The following is an 18,510-nucleotide window of genomic DNA, read 5'->3' on the forward strand; positions in this document are numbered from 1 at the left end:
TCCTGCTCTGGCGGATGACGCGCCTGACGTCGGGACGGGCTCGATGCCGTCTATCGGACGGGCTCGATGCCGGCCTGCGTCGGGCGGATCTTCTGGATGGTGCCGTCGGGGCCGAACCGCATCCGGTCGATGGCGACTTCGCGGTGGGTGCCGTCGCCGCCGGGGCGGGCGAAGCGGTGGTAGACGATGTACCACTCGTCGCGGCCCGGGACCTGGATGACGGAGTTGTGGCCGGTGCCGAGGATCTGATCGCCGGGGTCCTTGGCCAGGACCGGGTTGCCCGCCGCCTTGGTGAACGGGCCGAGCGGTGAGTCGGAGACTCCGTAGGCCACGCGGTAGTCAGGGCTGCGGGTGTCGTCCTCCGACCACATCGCGTAGTAGCGGCCCGCGCGCTTGAAGACGGTCGGGGCCTCGTTGTAGCCGGGCGGGGTGATCTTCACCGGCTGGGTCGCGAAGGAGACCATGTCGTCGTTCAGCCGGGCCGCCTCGAAGGCGCCCTGGCCGAAGTAGAGGTAGGGGGTGCCGTCGTCGTCGATGAAGGCGTCCGGGTCGATGGACTGATGACCGAACTGCCCCTTGGCGACCAGCGGTTTGCCGAGGGCGTCGGTGAACGGCCCCTGGGGGTTGGAGGACTTGGCGACGCCGATGGACTGGCAGGCGCTGAAGTACATCCAGTAGGTGTCGCCCTTCCTCACGACCGAGGGGGCCCAGGCATTCTCGTGGCACCAGGAGACATCGGCGAGGTCGAGAGCGGGGCCGTGGTCGGTCCAGTGGACGAGGTCGGGTGAGGAGAAGCCGTTGAAGCGGGTGCCGCTCCAGCCGGGGTGGCCGTCCTCGGTGAGATAGATCCAGTACCGCCCCTCGGCGTACATCACATCGGGGTCGGCGTGGTAGCCGGGCAGCGCGGGGTTGGCATCGCCCGCCCGCACGGTGGCGGTCTCCCGGATGACGGTGCCGTGGCGCACCACCCCCGACAGGCCGGGCAGCTCCCGTTTGGGCGTCCAGTGCTCCAGGTCGGGGCTGTCGCTGTAGTAGTACTTCTTGACGGTGTAGCCGTCCATGAACATGCGATAGCCGCCGCCGGGCAGGCCGACGACGGTCTGGCCCTCCAGCAGGCCGCCCCATCCCGCCCAGTCGCCCTTGCCGGTGAAGCGGTACGGGCCGGTGACGCGGTCGGCGACGGCGTGCTCGATGAGTTCGCCCGTGGCGTTCTTGGTGAACGCGTGGTACGTGGCGCCCTTACGGACCACGAAGGTGTCGATGTAGCCGTTGTAGTCGCTCTCGCTCGGCGAGATGCCCTCGAGCGGCTGGGGCTTGCTCCACTTGGTGAGGGTGTCGTCGAGGGCGGTGAGGACGTAGGGCTGGAAGTGCCGGTAGGCGGTGGGCCCGGTGGACAGCGAGACGACGACGCGGACCTTGCCGTCGGGCGCGTCGGTGAAGAACTCCGGTGCCCAGGTGTTGTTGGCGGCCACGCCGTGGTCGACATCGGCGAGATGGGTCCAGGTGCGACGGTCGTCGCTCACGGCGAGGCCGAAGGTGGTGCCGGTCCATCCGGTGGTGTACGCGACGTAATAGCGGCCGCCGCGGTGGATGACGCTGGGGTCGCGGACGAGGCCGGAGGGCGGGGTGTACGCCTTGTCCTGGATCGACCAGAAGTTTTCCGCGTCGTCGGACCCGTAGACGTACATATTGCTCTCGCCGCTGTTCGTGAAGGCGGTGAACAGATAGCGGGAGACCGTGGTGGGCTGCCGCACGGCGCGTCCGCTCCCGTCGCTCCGGTGGTGCTCCGCGGCGTGCACACGGTGCGCGGTGAGGGGGACCACGAGGGCGAGGGCGGCCAGCAGCGCGAGCAGCACTGTCGGCGCTCTCCAGGGTCGGGTGGCATGCGGGGGCATCAGAGGGCTCCGAGATCCGAAGTGATCGAATTTGTTCGGAGATTAAGGGTTCTGATGACTTCCGACAGCCCCTGGAGAGGGTGCGAAAGTTTCGAAAACCGTGGAGCCCTGGAGGACGCGCGATGGAGTGGTGGGGGGAGGGGTGGATCAGACGAAGGTCTGGCGCTGAAGCCAGAGGTCCCTGGCGGTTCCGCTGCCCTGGATGAACACGTAGAGCAGGTTCTCCTCATTGAGGATGGGGACGCCGACGCCCGCGGAGCCGACGACCCCGCCCAGGGACTGGAAGCCGCTGTACGCCGTGCCGTTCTCCGTGTTCTGCACGGCGACCCACAGGGCGTTGTCGGTGGCCTTGATGAACACGTTGATCCGGCCGTCCTGGGCCAGGGCGCAGGTGGGCCGCCAGACGATCTGTGCGCCGAGGCTCACGGGCGCGCCGAACGTGTCGTAGTCGTCGCTCTGTCCGACCCGCCGGACGGACCCGTCGGAACCCCGGTAGAAGATCTGCACCCGCCCCGCCGCGTCCAGGCACACCGATGGGCGGCTGGTCACATTGGTGGCATTGGGGGAGAACGCCTCCCAGACGGTGGAGTTCGCGGTCTGCTGCTGGATGGTGGACAGGATCTCGCCCGCGCCCTTGACCGCCACCACGAGCCGCCCTCCCCCGTCGAGGATGGGCGAGGGCGTGGCGAAGATGGCGCCCCCGAGCGATGTCGCGGAGGTGTAGGTCTCGTACTGAAGATCCTGATTGCGGATGTACCACAGGGCGTTGTCGGTGCCGGGGAAGAACACATAGATCCTGCCGTCGGCGCCGAGCGCCGCGGCCGGGTCGTCCCCGATGCCGGTGACCAGGGTCTGGGGCGGTCCGTACCCGGAGTTGATGGCGGTCTGGGTGATGACCTCCAGATTGTTGCTCGGGGTGCGGTAGAAGACCCGGACCTTGCCGTCCTTGCCCCGGATCGGCGCCGGGATGCCGTCGACCGACACGCCCGGGTACTGCTGCCACGGCCCCCACGTGCCGTCGCGGGCCTCCACCCTGCTCCACAGGACGTTCGACCCGCCCCGGATGAAGACCTGCACCCGGTCGTCGGCGAAGGTGACCGGGGCGGGCTCGGAGTGAATGCCGCCCTGGAGATTGATCCAGGTGCCCCAGACGGTGCCGGGAGTGGTGGAAACGACCATGAGAGGACCTCCCTCTTCTCATGAGGCCTCGTAAGACCTCGTGAGGCCACGAGAGTCGCGGATACCCCGTCAATTCCCGGGGCAAGCATGGCGAATACCCGAAGAACGCAAGATGTATGGATATGACCGACTCATGGTCATGAGAGGTCGCTATCGGACTGGACACGTTCGCTTGCTTCGGGAATTCGTCGTACGGAGGAGCGATACTGATCGCGAGCCCGGCGGCACCCATCGCCCCTTCACCCCCTCACGACTTCGCCAGTTGACCTTCCCCCTTGGGGAAGCCCGAGCATCGTGGTCGCCGGGCGAGGTGCCCGGCGACGAGGAGGGCGAGCATGGGGCTGCTGACCATCGGTGCGTTCGCGAGGGCGTCGCGGCTGTCCCCCAAGGCGCTCCGCCTGTACGACGAGCTCGGGCTGCTGCCGCCCGCCCGCGTCGATCCGTACTCCGGCTACCGCCTCTACGATCCGGCCCAGCTGGAGCGGGCCCGTCTGGTGGCGTGGCTGAGACGGCTCGGCATGCCGCTGGCCGACATCTGGGCGGTGTGCGAGCTGGAGCCGGAGGCGGCGGCGCGGGAGGTGCGCGCGTACTGGGCACGTGTCGAGGCCGACACCGCCGCCCGGCGGGACCTGGCCGCCTTTCTCGTCGACCATCTGTCCGGGAAGGACACCACGATGTCTTCTGACCACACCACCCTGGGAATCCGCTACGCCGTGCTCTCCGACACCGGCTCGGTCCGGGAGAGCAATGACGACGCCGGTTACGCCGGTCCGCGCCTGCTCGCCGTGGCCGACGGATTCGGGGGCGGACGGCACGCCGGCGAAGCGGCGATCGAGGCGCTGAAACCGCTGGACGCGGGCGTCCCCGGCGGAGAGCTGCTCAGCGCCCTGGAGGAGGCGGCGCACCGGGCCCATGAGTCGGTCTCCGCGCTGGCCGCCTCCGACCCCGCGCTGCGGGACGTCGGCACGACGCTCACCGCGATGGTGTGGTCGGGCTCCCGTCTCGGCCTGGTCCACATCGGCGACTCGCGCGCCTATCTGCTGCGCGACGGTGAGCTCTTCCAGATCACCCATGACCACACGGTGGTCCAGTCGCTGATCGACGAGGGGCGGATCACCCTCGAGGAGGCCGCCTCGCACCCCCAGCGGGCGCTGCTGCTGCGCGCCGTGGGCGCCGGTTCGGCGTTCGAGCCGGACTTCGCCCTGCGGGACGCCCGCGCCGAGGACCGCTACCTGCTGTGCTCGGACGGGCTGACGGGGGTCGTGCCCACCGAGGAGATCCAGCGCGTGCTCGCCTCCGAGGACGACCCGGGCCGGGCCGTACGGGAGCTGGTCGCCCTCGCCAACCGGGCGGGCGGACCCGACAACGTCACCTGTGTGGTGGCCCATGTGGCCGAGCAGGCGGTGCTGACCTCGGCGTAAGCCGCCGCTCCGGCCGTCCCGCCCGCCCGCCGGTTCCGGCTGTTGAACGTTGATGAATGGTGTGTGCAAGGGCTTGTCGGCCGGGAGAACGCCTCCATATGCTCACGGCGGAAACCGGTTTCCACTCCCGCGTGACCGGGAGACGGGCATGGCCGGCGGCGCGGCGTAAGGGGTGGGCGGATGTCCGCAGGTCCGATCCGGCTCTCCCGGGAAGCGCGCACCGCGCTCCGCCCGGCCACCGCGGCGCGGATCACCGGCGGCTTCTGGGCCGCCAGACGCCGCGTCAACGCCGAAGTGAGCGTTCCCCAGGGGCCGGACCGGCTGGAGCGGGCGGGCAATCTCGCCAACCTCCGGGCCGCCGCGGGAGCGGCGCCGGAGGAGTCCGGCTTCCGGGGCGACTTCCCGTTCCAGGACTCCGATGTGCACAAATGGCTGGAGGCGGCGTCCTGGCAGCTGGCGGACGGCGGCGAGGGACCGGCCGAGGAGGAGCTGTCCCGCCAGGTGGAACGGCTGGCCGGGCTGGTAGCGGCCGCCCAGGCCGAGGACGGCTACCTCCAGACGTACTACCAGCTGGGCCCGGACGCCCGGCGGTGGGCGGACCCGCACTGGGGGCACGAGCTCTACTGCGCGGGCCATCTCCTCCAGGCCGCGGTCGCCCACCACCGGGCCACCGGCCGGGACGGGCTGCTCGATGTGGCGGTGCGGTACGCCGATCTCATCGACGCCACGTTCGGGCCCGGCAAGGACGAGACGGTGTGCGGACATCCGGAGATCGAGACCGCGCTGGTCGAGCTGTACCGGGAGACCGGTGAACGGCGCTATCTCGAGCTGGCCGGGCACTTCGTGGACCGGCGCGGGCGGGGCAGCCTCGGCGACGGCCCGCCGGAGGGCTCGCCCGGCCCCCGCCCCGGGGCGCCCTACTGGCAGGACCACGTCCCGGTGCGGGAGGCGACGGCGGTCACCGGGCACGCGGTGCGCCAGCTGTACCTCCTGGCCGGGGCCGCCGATGTGGCGGCGGAGACCGGCGACGAGGGACTGCGGGACGCCCTGGTACGGCTCTGGGAGGACATGGCCGCCACAAAGACCCATCTGACCGGCGGGGTCGGCTCCCGGCACGAGCTGGAGTCCTTCGGGGACGCGTACGAGCTGCCGCCGGACCGGGCGTACGCCGAGACCTGCGCGGCCATCGCCGCCATCCACTTCGGCTGGCGGATGGCGCTGCTGACCGGGGAGGCCCGCTACAGCGATCTGGTGGAACGGACCCTGTTCAACGGCTTCGCGTCGGGGGTGTCGATCGACGGTGAGCGCTGGCTCTATGTGAACCCGCTGCGGGTCCGCCACGACGGTGAGAACCGTAAGGCCGCCACGGGTGACCAGAGCGCCCACCGGACGCCGTGGTTCCGGTGTGCCTGCTGCCCGCCCAACGTCATGCGGCTGCTGGCCTCGCTGCCGCACTACATGGCGAGCGGCGACGCCGAGGGGCTCCAGCTGCACCAGTACGCGTCCGGCTCGTACGAGGCGGGCGGCGGGGCGGTCCGGGTGGGGACCGGCTACCCCTGGGAGGGGCGGATCGCGGTGGTCGTGGACGCGGCCCCGCCGGAGCGGGACTGGACGCTGTCGCTCCGCATCCCGCACTGGGCGCGGACGTACGAGGCGACGATCGGCGGGGAGCCGGTGGCCGAGCGGGCCGAGAACGGCTGGCTGCGGCTGCGGCGCCGCTGGCGGCCCGGTGCGACGGTCGTGCTGAGCCTGCCCCTGGACCCCCGGCTCACCCGGCCCGATCCGCGGATCGACGGGGTGCGCGGCTGTGCCGCGATCGAGCGCGGCCCGCTGGTGTACTGCCTGGAGCAGCCCGATCAGCCCGCCGGGCTGCGGCTGGACGACGTCGGCCTCGACCCGGATGCCGCGCTGATCCCCGAGCACCGGCCGGAGCTGCTGGGCCGGGTGACCGTGATCACCGCCCTGGCCCTGCCCCACGCCCCGGCGCGCGACGACTGGTGGCCGTACCGGAGCGGCGGTACGGGCCCCGGCGGGGCCGCGGGCGGCGCGAAGGCCCCCGAGCCGGTCCCGGTGACCGCGATCCCGTACTACGCGTGGGCGAACCGCGAGCCCGGCGCGATGCGGGTGTGGATCCCGGTCCAGGGTCGGCCCGGCTGACGGTCCAGGCACCGTCCAGCCGATCCCCGCCCTGGCGGGCGGACGGGCCGCCGGCCGGCTGGTTCTGGAGCAAGCGCCGCAAGCGGCGCCGGCGGCGCTGACCTCGCCTCTTCGTTACCCGGTCGCAATTGCACGCGTAAAGACACCGCGCCACTTCCGGTGGGAGGATGCGGGCCGACTCACTGATCATGAGATCCGTGGGCATTCGCCGACCCTGCCCCCGGAGGTGCCGTGTTCGCTCGCTCCGCGTTGCCGCCCGTCATAGCCATCGCCGCCGTATCCGCCCTGCTGGCCGGGTGCACCAGCACCAAGTCGTCGGGGTCCAGCGGCAAGGACATCAGCCTGGTGAATTCAGGGAAGCTCACGACCTGCACCCATCTGCCCTACCCGCCCTTCCAGTCCAAGCAGGGCAAGAAGATCGTCGGCTTCGATGTGGACGTGGTCGATCTCGTGGCCTCCGCGCTCCATGTGAAGCAGGAGATCGTGGACACGCCCTTCGAGGGCATCCAGTCCGGGGAGGACCTCAACACCAACCAGTGCGACGTGGCCGCCGCCGGGATGACCATCACCGAGGTGCGCGAGAAGAACCTGGACTTCTCCGCCCCCTATTTCGAGGCCACCCAGGCGCTGCTCACCACCAAGGGCAAGCCGTTCACGTCCCTCGCCGACCTCAAGGGCAAGAAGCTCGCGGTCCAGCAGGGGACCACCGGTGAGGCCTACGCCCAGAAGCACGCCAAGGGCGCGAAGCTGGTCCAGTTCGAGGACCTCGCACTGCTGCTGACCGCCGTCAAGACCGGGCAGACCGACGCGGGCATCAACGACAACGGTGTGCTCTACGACTACGTCAAGGACAACCCCGACACCGCGGTGGCGGCCGAGTTCGACACCGGCGAGAGTTATGGCATCGCCGTACGGACCGGCAATGACGCACTGCGCAAGAAGATCAACGCGGTGCTGAAAAAGGCCCGGGCGGACGGCTCCTACGACCGTATCTACAAGAAGTGGTTCGGCACCGCGCCCAAGAAGTGACACCCGCTGACGGCCATCGGAGCTTCGGAGCTGAGGAGTCCGCACACTTATGGCAATGACCCGCCGGCAGCGGGTGCGGGCGATACGAGCGGTGCAGTACGCCGTGCTGATCGCCCTGCTGCTCGCCATCGTCCTGGCCGCGGACTGGGGTGAACTGCGGCGCGCGTTCTTCGACGCCGAGGTCGCCCGGTCCCTGTTTCCCGACATCATCACCACCGCCCTGGTCAACACCGTCGTCTACACCCTGCTCGGCTTCGGCTTCGGCCTGGTCCTCGGCGTGGTGCTGGCGCTGATGCGGCTCTCGCAGGTGCCGCCGTACCGCTGGCTGGCGGTGGCCTACATCGAGTTCTTCCGCGGAGTGCCCGCGCTGCTGGTGTTCATCGCGCTGGGCTTCGGGGTGCCGCTCGCCTTCCAGGTGGCGCTGGACCGGTATGTCACGGTCATGCTGGCGCTGGGGCTCGTCGGCGCCGCCTATATCGCGGAGACGATGCGCGCGGGCATCCAGGCGGTGCCCAAGGGGCAGATGGAGGCCGCGCGTTCGCTGGGCATGTCCCACAGCCGGGCGATGGCCTCGATCATCATCCCGCAGGCGTTCCGGATCGTCCTGCCGCCGCTCACCAATGAACTGGTGCTGCTGACCAAGGACTCCTCCCTGGTCTATCTGCTGGGGCTCTCCCTGGACCAGTACGAGCTGTCCAAGTTCGGCCGGGACGCGCTGAATCAGCACCGCAGCCTCACCCCGATCCTGGTGGCCGGGGTGTGCTACCTGATCATCACCGTTCCGCTCGGCCACCTGGTGCGCCGGCTCGAGGCCCGTGCGGCGAAGGCGAGGTGACGGGCGTGAAGGAGACGACCGGGGCGAAGGGGACCGGCGAGGCGGACGGCGTCGCCATCCGGGTGGCGGGTCTGCACAAGTCCTTCGGTGAGCTGGAGGTGCTCAAGGGCATCGATCTCACCGTCCGGCGGGGCGAGGTGGTCTGTGTCATCGGCCCGTCCGGATCCGGCAAGTCGACGCTGCTGCGCTGTGTGAACCTCCTGGAGGAGCCGACCTCGGGCTCGGTCACCGTGGCGGGGACCGAGGTCACCGACCCGGATGTGGACATCGACCGGGTGCGGCGGCGGATCGGCATGGTGTTCCAGGCGTTCAACCTCTTTCCGCATCTGACGGCCCTGGAGAACCTCACCATCGCCCAGCGCCGGGTGCTGCGCCGCGACAAGGCGGAGGCGGCGCGGATCGGCCGGGAGACCCTGCGGCGGGTCGGCCTGAGCGACAAGGAGTCGGCCTATCCGGCGCAGCTGTCGGGCGGGCAGCAGCAGCGGGTGGCCATCGCCCGGGCGCTGTCGATGGACCCGGAGCTGATGCTCTTCGACGAGCCGACGTCGGCGCTCGATCCGGAGCTGGTCGGCGATGTGCTCGCGGTGATGCGCGCCCTGGCCGACGAGGGGATGACGATGCTGGTCGTCACCCATGAGATGAGCTTCGCGCGGGAGGTCGCCGACCGGGTCGTGTTCATGGACGACGGGATGATCGTGGAGGAGGGCGGACCGGAGCAGGTCGTGTCCGATCCGGTCCACCCCCGTACCCGCGCCTTTCTCACCCGGGTGCTCAACCCGGCCGCGGCGCGGGTCGGGGAGGTGCCGGACACGGGCCCGCACGGAGCGCGGATCGACCGCTGAGCCGCGTGCGGGCCGGGGTCCACGGGGCCGACGCGTCGACGGCTCCCGGGACCGCGTGAAAAGCGGGCAACCTTGTCGCGGGCGGCGGCGACAAGGAGTCGGGGGCCTGCCACCTCGACGACCGGGGTCTTCCCGGCGACTTGAGGCGGCCTTAGGGTTGGTAACCGGTTGCTGCCCGGTCAGGGGTTCCACGTGGGCGGTCGGAGAAGGGAGTCTCAATGGCTCGTTCCTCGGGATCGACGGGGCCCACGCTGGCGGTCGTCGCCCGTGAGGCGGGTGTGTCGGTGCCGACCGCGTCGAAGGTGGTCAACGGCCGGGAGGACGTGGCCCCCGAGACCCGCCGCCGGGTCACCGAGGTGCTGGACCGCCTGGGGTACATCCGCAGGCCGCGCTGCGAGGCGCCCAAACCGACCGCGATCGTCGACCTGGTGGTGCACTCACTCGACAGCGCCCGGTCGGGGGCGGTGCTGCACGGCGCGGCGGAGGCCGCGCACGAGGCGGGCCTCGAGGTGGTGGTCTCGGCCGCGGCCACCCGAAGTCGGGGCGGCCGGCTCGAGTACGGCTGGCCGGAGAAGCTGTACGCCCGGGGCAGCTCGGGTGTGCTGTTCCATCTCATCGAGCTCGCCCCCGCCCAGTACTCCTGGCTCGACGAGCGGCGGATCCCGTTTGTGCTGATCGACCCCGCGAGCGACCCGCCGCCCGGAGTGCCGTCCGTGGCGGCCGCCAACTGGCAGGGCGGGATGGCCGCCACCGAGCACCTCATCGGTCTTGGCCACCGCCGGATCGCGGTGCTGGGCGGTCCGGGGCGGGCGGTGCGCGACGGCGGCCGGGTCGCCGGTTACCGTTCGGCGATGGCGGCGGCCGGGTTACCGGTGCCGTCGGCGTACGTACGCTACGGCGAGATCAGCGAGGCCGGGGCGCGCCACCGGACGGGTGAGCTGCTGGATCTGCCCGAGCCGCCCACGGCCGTCTTCGTCTGCTCCGACCAGATGGTGCCGGGTGTGTACCAGGCGGTCAGGGGGCGGGGGCTGAGGGTGCCGCGGGACATCAGCGTCGTGGGCTTCGACGATCTGCCGCAGGCCCGCTGGATCACGCCCGCGCTGACGACGGTCCGTCAGCCGCTGTCGGAGATGGCGGGCGCGGCGCTGCGCACGCTGCTGCGGCTGATGACCGGCGAGGTGCCGGACGCCATCCGGACCGAGCTGTCCACCCGGCTCATGGTCCGGTCCAGTACCGCTCCGCCACTCCGCGCTCCCTTATGACCGAGGGGTCGAACACTGCACGGATGACCGGACGAGTCCGTATCCCCCGTCCCCTCCCCCGCCCCTGGCCCGACTCCTCAATCGGCTCCTGACCGCGCACCCCTTCACCGCACCGATCGCTACGGAGGTCCGCCCACCGTGTTCATCGACCTGCCCCTGGAGCAGCTGCGCACCTACCGGCCCCCGCTGCCCGAGCCGGACGGCTTCGACGCCTTCTGGGAGCGGACCCTCGCCGAGGCCCGCACCCGCGAGCTGAACGCGGTGTTCACCGAGGAGGACACCGGACTGACCCGTGTGCACACCTACGACGTGGAGTTCTCCGGCTTCGGCGGGCATCGGATACGCGGCTGGCTGCTGGCCCCCAGGGACGTGGCGGGCCCGCTGCCGTGCGTGGTGCAGTACCTCGGCTACAGCGGCGGCCGGGGGCTGCCGCACAGCTGGCTGCTGTGGCCGTCGGTGGGCTACGCGGTCTTCGTGATGGACAGCCGGGGCCAGGGCTGGGTCCAGCACTCCCCCGGCGTCACCCCCGATCCGGTCGGCGGCACCGGGCCCGAGACACCGGGCAAGATGACCCATGGCGTCCTCTCCCCGGACGACTACTACTACCGGCGGCTGTACACGGACGCGGTGCGCGCGGTGGAGGCCGCCCGTGAGCATCCGCTGGTGGACCCCGCGCGGATCGTGGTCAGCGGGGGCAGCCAGGGCGGTGCGCTGGCCCTGGCGGCGGCCGGGCTGGTGCCGGATCTGACGGCGGCGCTGGTGGATGTGCCGTTCATGACCCACATCCGGCGAGCGGTCGAGATCACCGACGCGGAGCCCTATGGTGAACTGGCGCGGTTCTGCGCCGGACAGCGCGAGCTGGCCGAGCGCGTGTTCGCCACGCTCGACCACTTCGACGGGCTCAACTTCGCGGTCCGCGCCAACGCGCCGGCGCTGTTCTCGACCGCCCTGCGCGATGAGACCACCCCGACCTCCTGCGGCTTCGCCGCGTATCACCACTACGCCGGGAGGAAGGACCTCAAGGTGTGGTCCTTCAACGGCCACGAGGGCGGCGGCACCCATCAGCAGGCCGAGCAGATCGCCTATCTGGGACGACTGCTGGGCTGAGCCGGACGTGCCGGGCGGCGTTCGATCGCCGCCCGGCAGCGGGTAGACAGGTGCTACCCGCATCGAAGGAGCCGCCCGTGCCCGCGCAGCCGTTGGAAGGCATCACCGTCGTCGCCCTGGAGCAGGCCGTCGCCGCCCCGTTCGCCACCCGTCAGCTCGCCGATCTGGGGGCCAGGGTGATCAAGGTGGAGCGGCCGGGGCGCGGGGACTTCGCCCGCGAGTACGACCGCGAGGTCAAGGGCGTGTCGGCGTATTTCGTCTGGGTCAACCGCGGCAAGGAGAGCGTCGTCCTCGACGTCAAGGACGCCACCGACCGGGCGCTGCTCGGGGCGATGCTCGCCCGTGCCGATGTCTTCGTGCACAATCTGGCGCCCGGCGCGGTGAACCGGCTGGGCCTGGGGGCGGAGCCGCTGCGGGCCGCCCACCCCCGCCTGATCACCTGCGCGATCTCGGGATACGGGGACAGCGGCCCGTACCGCGAGAAGAAGGCGTACGACCTGCTGATCCAGTGCGAGGCGGGGCTGCTGTCGATCACCGGCAGCCCGGAGGCCCCGGCCCGGCCCGGGATCTCGATCGCCGATATCGCGGGCGGGATGTACGCCTACACCGGCATTCTCACCGCGCTGTACGAGCGGGAGCGCACCGGCGCCGGGACCGATCTGAGCGTGAGCCTGCTGGACGCGCTGGGCGAGTGGATGGGCCACCCCTTCTTCGCGCAGGCGTACGGCGGCGCCGGAGTCGTCCGCAGCGGCGCCCGCCATCCGTCCATCTCGCCGTACGGCGCCTACCGCTGCGGGGACGGCGCCCAGGTGTTCCTGAGTGTGCAGAGCGACCGTGAATGGGTGGCCCTGTGCGGGCGGGTGCTCCGCCGCCCGGAGCTGATCCGCGATCCGCGCTTCGCGGACAATCCGCTGCGCCGCACCCATGACGAGGAGCTGACGGGTGAGCTGGAGGCGTGCTTCGCGGACCACACCGCCGAGGGGCTGATCGCGCTGCTGGACGGGGCCGGTATCGCCAGCGCCCGGCTGCGCGACCTCGCGGAGTTCGCCGCCCACCCCCAGTTCGACGCCCGGGACCGCTGGGGCGAGTTCGGCTCCCCGGTCGGACCGCTGCGGGGCCTGCTGCCACCGGTGGAGGTGGCGGGCCGCAGGGCACCGATGCGGCCGGTCCCGGGGCTCGGCGAGCACACGGAGGCGGTGCGCGCCGAGTTCTCCGAACCGGTCCCCCGCCCCGGGAATCCGGGACCCGCCTGATGGGTGGCTCGACCTCCTGTGCTAGGACACCGGCCATGGAGATCGAGCCGGTCACCCCGTCCACGCCACGGCCCGTGCGACGGCCGACGCTGGTCCAGCGCTGGGATGAACTCACCTTCCTGCACTGGCCGGTGGAGCCGGAGCGGGTGGCCCCGCTGCTGCCTGCCGGTACGCGCCCCGACACCCTCGACGGTGTCAGCTATGTCGGGCTGGTCCCGTTCCTGATGCGCGGCGTGGGCTTCGGGCCGGGGCCCGGCCTGCCGTATCTGGGCACGTTCTGCGAGACGAACGTGCGGCTGTACTCGGTGGACGGGCGGGGCCGGCGCGGTGTGGTGTTCCGGTCCCTGGACGCGGCCCGGCTGCTCCCCGTGCTGGTGGGCCGGCTCACCGTCCGGCTGCCCTATCGGTGGTCCACGATGCGGCTGCGCCGGGAGAACGACGTGATCACCTACAGCTGCGGCCCGCGCGGACGCCCGGCGGCCCGGGGCCGCACGAGCCGGGCCGTGGTGCGGATAGGCGGGGCCATCGCGGAGCCCACACGGCTGGAGCGCTTCCTGACCGCCCGGTGGGGTCTGCACGTCTCCTGGCACGGCCGCACGGTGCATCTGCCGAACGACCACGCACCGTGGCCGCTGCACCGGGCCGAGCTGCTCGATCTCGACGACGGCCTGATCACCACCGCGGGCCTGCCGCCCATGACGGGCCCGCCGGTGAGTGTGCTCTACTCCCCCGGGGTCGCCGTGCGCTTCGGGACCCCGCAACGCGCATGAGCCCAGGACATCCGCGTGCTTTTCGCTGTCGCGGCGGATGCCCTCGACGGCGTACATGACGACGTCGAGGGCATCGTCGTCAGCCGACGGAAAGACCCAGATTGGTCACGTACCAGCGACCTTCCACGACGCCGGCCTCGATCCTGATACCGACCTGGTCCTTCTCCACTCCGGTGGAGTGCGACAGGACGATGGCCTTCAATGTCCGGCCGTCCACGGTGACCTGGTCACCGTCGACGGTCGCCTTCTTGTCCGTGACCGGCACCTCGGCGACCTTCACCGTCGGGGGACTCTTCGGCTGGTCGGGCGTGAACGAGGTGTGCATGCGATGGATTTGTTCCTTCATCCGTTGTGCCTCCGGCCCCTTGCCTCCGCACCTCGCCTCGGTGCCGGGCTTCGCGGGAGACCCGTCGCCGGCCGGTGTCGCCATGACCAGGCAGGCCTCCTTGGGACGGTCCTCGACGACCGCGGTCACCCACGCGGCCACCGCCCCCTGCGCCGTGGACTGACCGCCGGACTGCCCCTTCGGGGACGCAGTGGCACTGGCGGTCGAGTCGGGGCCCTTCGTGCTCTTCGTAGCCTTCGTGCCCTTCGTGTCCTCTGTCTTCGTCGAGTCCGCCGAACACCCCACGAGGGCCGACCCCGCGGCCATCACACATATGCCGACGATCCAGCCGACGGCATTCTTCTTCGACCTGGTCATTCCCATGTGCTCACGCTTCCTCAGTGGTTCCTCGTCGTCCGGCGTTCCGCATTATGTCTAGGCGATTTCCATGTCCATGAGTGGCGCGTACTGCTGGCCGGCGTAGCAGTCGGTGTCGTGCGGGCCGCCCTGGACGGTGGGCCGGGGCAGGGAGACCTTGACGGCGAGGGCCAGGGGGTGGTGGACGAGGAGGATCTGGCCGGGGGGAACGCCGTAAAGGGTGGCGAAGAGGTTCTTGTTGAGGAAGCCGGTGGCGATGAGGGCGTCGTAGGCGGTCCGGTCGTGGCACATGAAGTCGAAGGTGAGGGTGAAGGGGCCGGCGTTCTTCGAGCGGATCAGGGAGCAGTAGTCGAGAAGGGTGGTCATGGGGTCACAGCTCCTCGGTGACGGTGCGGAACAGTTCGGTGGGCGTGATGCCGGTGGCGACGTGGTTGAGGGTGAAGCGGTACAGGGCTCCGCGGTCCATCTCGGGTGGGGAGTAGGGGTAGGCGAGGGTGGAGACCAGGCCGTCGTACTCGGCGATGGGCAGGTGGCTGCTGGCGTGGGCGACGAAGGTGGCGATGGCGTGGGCGGTCTCCTGGTCGGGTGCGGTGACCGTGATCAGGACGCCGAGTTCGCGTGGGGTGAGCGGATCGGGTTCGTTCCCGGCGAGGACGGCTCCGGCGCCGTAGAGGCGGTAGTCGATGTCGATGTCGGCGGGGTCGACCTCGCCGTGGAAGACGTCGAGGATCTTGGCGTCGAAGTACCGCCGGGCGATCGGCAGGAGCTTGGGGAGGGCGTCGATGACGACTCGGTCGCGTACGCCGCCGATGATGACGGTCTGGTAGCCGACGAGTTCGGCGCCCTCGAGCTTGTTGGTGTAGTCGTCGGCGGGGAGGTAGCGGGCGCCGCGGACGCGGACGGTCTGTTCGTCGACCGGCTCGTAGGTCGCCTCGGTGGTGTCCAGCACGCCCGAGGGTTCGGCGATGTGATAGGGGTCGGCGTTTTCGTACAGGGTGTGGGCGGCGACCGAACGGGGGGTCAGCCGGGTGCCGGCGGCCAGTGTGGTGACGTCGAAGTGGTCGTCCCGCAGGGTGGCGAGCAGGCCGTTGGCGGACGGCGGGATGGCACAGGCGGCGCCGCACTCGATGGTCTTGGCCATGTGCCAGGTCAGGCCCGGGTCGGCACCTCGCAGCTGGGGCAGCGCCGCGAACAGGGCGGTGTCGCTGGCTCGGCCGGCGAGGATGACGTCGCAGCCCTTCCGGAGGGCTTCCTGGAGGGGTTCGACGCCCATCATCGCGACGGTGTGGCCGCGTTCGAACAGTTCCCGGTCGATCTCCGGCGCGTTCGCCAGGGGCCGGATCCGGCCCGTGTCGTAGAGGTCCTTCAGGCGCTGGGCGGGCTGGTCGGCGTAGATCAGGCCGAGCTTGAAGCGCAGGTGCTCTTCCGTGGCGATGGCGCGGGTGAGGGAGGCGACCTGGTCGACTCCCGCGTCGCGGCCGGAGGTGCCGCAGGAGCCGATGATCAGTGGCACGCCGAGTTGGTCACGGGCCTTCAGGAGCAGTCGCAGATCGCGGGTGACCGCCTGGGCGGAGAGCTTCGGGATGCCCGAGCCGAGGGCGGCGGGGCCGGAATCGGTGGAGCCGGCGTCGCAGGCGATCACGTCCGGGCGGGCGGCGAGGCCGCGCGCGAGCGCGTCGGCGTCGAACCCGGCACCGAGCGCGCCGGTGGGGGCCAGGATACGGAGTTCCATCAGGGTGGTGCCTTTCATCGCGTCCGGAGGGGGCCTCAGGCGGTGGCGCGGTCGGGGGCGCGTCGAGCCAGGCGGGTGAAGACGAGGAAGGTGACGCCGGCGGCTACGGCGGCGTTGAGGAACATGCAGCGCCAGCCGGTCAGGTCGACCGTGGTGCCGAGGATGGCCGGGCCCAGCGCCATGCCGGACGCGGAGGCGATGGTGTAGAGGGCGGTGTAGGTGCCCAGCACCTTCCGCGTCGGCGCGAGATTCCACAGCGCGACAAGCGCGTTGACCGCGAAGGACGCGTACCCGAGAGAGGAGAGCACCATCGCGGTGACCGTGCCCGGGGCGGTGGGGACGGCGAAGCCGACCAGGACTCCGGCGATGAACAGGACGACGCCGTAGCGCACCGCGCGCAACTGCCCGAGCCGGTGGGAGGCGTAGGCGATCGGCAGCACCGACACCAGGAACGCGACCGCGCCCGGCAGAACGAGGCCGCCGGCCGCACCGCGGGTCAGGCCGAGAACCTGCGTACCGTAGGGGGTCATCAGCGAGCGCAGCGCCGACCACATGCCGGCGAAACAGAAGATGCCGATCATCAGCAGCAGTGTCGGGCTGGACGGAGAACGCAGCGCGTCCCTCAGCACCGCCCACGGAGAGCCGAACTCCCGCACGTCCTCGGTCTTCTCCTCGTCGGGGAGGAGTGCGTCGGTGTGGCGGCGGCCGAGGAAGGCCCAGGACAGCCCGAGCACGATCAGCATCAGCAACGGGGGGATCGCGAAGGCGAGATGGAGTGACCGGTCGACGACCAGGAGGCTGATCACGGAAGAGACGACGATGGTCAGGCTGACGCCGGCCTTGACGAAGCCCTGGGCCTTGCCGCGGGCGGACGGCGCGACATAGTCCGTCACCAGGGTCTCGGTGACGCCCTTGAAGGCGTTGGCGACCGCGGCGAAGCCGACCACGCACACCATCAGCGCCGGCAGGTTCGTGGCCCAGGGGATGAGGACGAACGGCACGGTGGCGAGCGCGGCGCCGACCAGGACGATCGGCCACCGGCCGGTGCGGCGGCGGGCGAGCTTGTCGGAGAGGAACCCGACGGACGGCTGGGTGAGGATGCCCCAGGAGTGGTCCAGGCCCATGATCAGCCCGATTACGCCCGCGGAGGAGAAGTAGTGCCGCAACTGCTCGGGGACCTGGGCGTCGTAGAAGTTCCAGACCGCTTCCTGAGCGAACACCGCGAGGGTCACCCAGAGCACCGCACCGCGGTTCATGCGCTCGCCCGCCGCCGGGCGGGACGATGTCATGGCCGCGTGGGAGTCGGGCGGGGAATCAAGCGTCATGGGTGGCGACTCCTACGCAATATGCTATAGCAAGCGGGATGTGGAAGAGGATCGCCGCTCGACGTGTCCCGTACGCCGAGGAGGCGGGCGGATCGAAGGTCAGCCGCCGGACAACTGGGCGAGGGCGGCGCGGTGATGCCGCGCGGCAAGCTCCTCGGCGCGGTCCTCATCCCGTTCGAGGAGAGCGTCCAGCAACTCGCGGTGCTCGTGATAGCGGGCGCGGAACGCCTCGGCATGCTCGGGAGCGAGCCTCACCGTCAGGTCCAGCCGCTCCTCGTCGCTGAAGGCCCGGGCCTGATCCAGCAGGCCCTCCAGGACGGGGTTGCCCGCGCACGCCTCCACTTGACGGTGAAACAGGCGCAGCTCACGGAAGACGGCCGCGAGCCCGTCGCTCACATCGGCTTCCACACCCTGCCCGGCGACGGTCTGCTCGATCCCGGCGACGATCCGGTCGGTCCTGGCGAGCAGTGAAACCAGGCCGGTGAGCTGCTCCGCGGTGGCGTTGCGGGCGGCGAGGCGCGCCATGAGGGCGGACAGGCGGACCTCGGCCTCCACGATCTCGGAGCGGGCCGCCGAGGAGTGGTCGGCGATCCGCAGGGCACGCGGCCCCGCCCTTTCGACGACCTTCTCGTGCACCAACTGCCGCAGCGCCTCCCGGACCGGGGTCGGGCTGACCCCGAGGCGGGCGGCCAGATCGCGCTCGGTGATCTTCTCACCCGGCCGCAGCACGCCCCCGCGGATCGCGTCCCGAAGCCGACGGTATGCCTGGTCGGCCAGCGACGTGGTCTCGACGGAACCCAGGGCGTCAGCGCTCATGCCGAGGAGAGTACTTCTGCTATAGCAAACAGTCAATGTGGCCAAGCTCCTGCGACAACGGCGGTTTTCCGCAGGGTCAGCGCTGCGGAGAACACCACCGGGTCGGGCGGCAATCCTCATGTCCTCGCAGGTCCGCGGTTTCTAGATTGGCAGGCGTCGGGGCGGGAGGCGCCCCGGCGCCGGA

16 protein-coding genes are annotated in these 18,510 nt (G+C 70.8%); 9 read left to right on the top strand and 7 right to left on the bottom strand.

The window, feature by feature from the left end; translation table 11 throughout:
- Nucleotides 1-50: 50 nt before the first annotated feature.
- Nucleotides 51-1,856: a family 43 glycosylhydrolase gene (locus ACT2CW_RS20145; RefSeq protein WP_445517650.1), complete on the bottom strand. Its 1,806-nt coding sequence runs from the start codon at nucleotides 1,854-1,856 to the stop codon at nucleotides 51-53.
- Nucleotides 1,857-2,042: 186 nt separating this feature from the next.
- Nucleotides 2,043-3,074, bottom strand: coding sequence for a hypothetical protein (locus ACT2CW_RS20150; RefSeq protein ID WP_164422444.1), 1,032 nt, complete (start codon nucleotides 3,072-3,074; stop codon nucleotides 2,043-2,045).
- Nucleotides 3,075-3,409: 335 nt separating this feature from the next.
- On the opposite strand from ACT2CW_RS20150, the gene ACT2CW_RS20155 reads away from it, so the two are divergent.
- The 9 genes from ACT2CW_RS20155 (at nucleotide 3,410) to ACT2CW_RS20195 (ending at nucleotide 13,750) form a co-directional block, all read left to right on the top strand.
- Nucleotides 3,410-4,495 (top strand): MerR family transcriptional regulator, encoded by a 1,086-nt coding sequence (locus ACT2CW_RS20155; protein WP_445517651.1) that lies wholly within the window; start codon nucleotides 3,410-3,412, stop codon nucleotides 4,493-4,495.
- A 180-nt stretch (nucleotides 4,496-4,675) separates the two neighbouring features.
- Nucleotides 4,676-6,652, top strand: coding sequence for a glycoside hydrolase family 127 protein (locus tag ACT2CW_RS20160; RefSeq protein WP_445517652.1), 1,977 nt, complete (start codon nucleotides 4,676-4,678; stop codon nucleotides 6,650-6,652).
- Between the two features lie 231 nt (nucleotides 6,653-6,883).
- Complete coding sequence (locus ACT2CW_RS20165) at nucleotides 6,884-7,681, top strand: ABC transporter substrate-binding protein (protein WP_445517653.1); 798 nt, start codon at nucleotides 6,884-6,886, stop codon at nucleotides 7,679-7,681.
- Between the two features lie 49 nt (nucleotides 7,682-7,730).
- Nucleotides 7,731-8,516, top strand: a complete 786-nt coding sequence (locus tag ACT2CW_RS20170) for an amino acid ABC transporter permease (RefSeq protein WP_086881762.1) — start codon at nucleotides 7,731-7,733, stop codon at nucleotides 8,514-8,516.
- Nucleotides 8,517-8,521: 5 nt separating this feature from the next.
- The gene (locus ACT2CW_RS20175; RefSeq protein ID WP_432046085.1) at nucleotides 8,522-9,358 is read left to right on the top strand and encodes an amino acid ABC transporter ATP-binding protein; all 837 of its coding nucleotides are present in this window, start codon (nucleotides 8,522-8,524) and stop codon (nucleotides 9,356-9,358) included.
- A gap of 218 nt (nucleotides 9,359-9,576) precedes the next feature.
- Nucleotides 9,577-10,620, top strand: coding sequence for a LacI family DNA-binding transcriptional regulator (locus ACT2CW_RS20180; RefSeq protein WP_182468477.1), 1,044 nt, complete (start codon nucleotides 9,577-9,579; stop codon nucleotides 10,618-10,620).
- Between the two features lie 138 nt (nucleotides 10,621-10,758).
- Nucleotides 10,759-11,727 carry an acetylxylan esterase gene (locus tag ACT2CW_RS20185; protein WP_445517654.1) on the top strand — a complete coding sequence of 323 codons (969 nt, stop codon included), beginning with the start codon at nucleotides 10,759-10,761 and terminating at the stop codon, nucleotides 11,725-11,727.
- Between the two features lie 77 nt (nucleotides 11,728-11,804).
- Nucleotides 11,805-12,980, top strand: coding sequence for a CaiB/BaiF CoA transferase family protein (locus ACT2CW_RS20190; protein WP_445517655.1), 1,176 nt, complete (start codon nucleotides 11,805-11,807; stop codon nucleotides 12,978-12,980).
- A gap of 35 nt (nucleotides 12,981-13,015) precedes the next feature.
- On the top strand, nucleotides 13,016-13,750 hold the full coding sequence (locus ACT2CW_RS20195) for a YqjF family protein (protein WP_445517656.1): 735 nt from the start codon (nucleotides 13,016-13,018) through the stop codon (nucleotides 13,748-13,750).
- A gap of 79 nt (nucleotides 13,751-13,829) precedes the next feature.
- Here ACT2CW_RS20195 and ACT2CW_RS20200 read toward each other — a convergent pair whose 3' ends face one another.
- From ACT2CW_RS20200 to ACT2CW_RS20220, 5 genes are all read right to left on the bottom strand, one after another.
- Complete coding sequence (locus ACT2CW_RS20200) at nucleotides 13,830-14,225, bottom strand: hypothetical protein (protein WP_445517657.1); 396 nt, start codon at nucleotides 14,223-14,225, stop codon at nucleotides 13,830-13,832.
- Nucleotides 14,226-14,510: 285 nt separating this feature from the next.
- A complete protein-coding gene (locus ACT2CW_RS20205; protein ID WP_445517658.1) occupies nucleotides 14,511-14,819 on the bottom strand; it encodes a DUF4387 domain-containing protein in 309 nt (102 codons plus the stop codon).
- Between the two features lie 4 nt (nucleotides 14,820-14,823).
- Entirely contained in the window at nucleotides 14,824-16,185 is a 1,362-nt protein-coding gene (locus tag ACT2CW_RS20210) for an acyclic terpene utilization AtuA family protein (protein WP_445517659.1), read from the bottom strand.
- 35 nt (nucleotides 16,186-16,220) lie between these two features.
- On the bottom strand, nucleotides 16,221-17,510 hold the full coding sequence (locus ACT2CW_RS20215; protein WP_445517660.1) for an MFS transporter: 1,290 nt from the start codon (nucleotides 17,508-17,510) through the stop codon (nucleotides 16,221-16,223).
- Nucleotides 17,511-17,609: 99 nt separating this feature from the next.
- Entirely contained in the window at nucleotides 17,610-18,326 is a 717-nt protein-coding gene (locus ACT2CW_RS20220; RefSeq protein ID WP_445517661.1) for a GntR family transcriptional regulator, read from the bottom strand.
- Nucleotides 18,327-18,510: the final 184 nt, after the last annotated feature.

It is taken from the genome of Streptomyces sp. NEAU-174, from assembly GCF_052665095.1.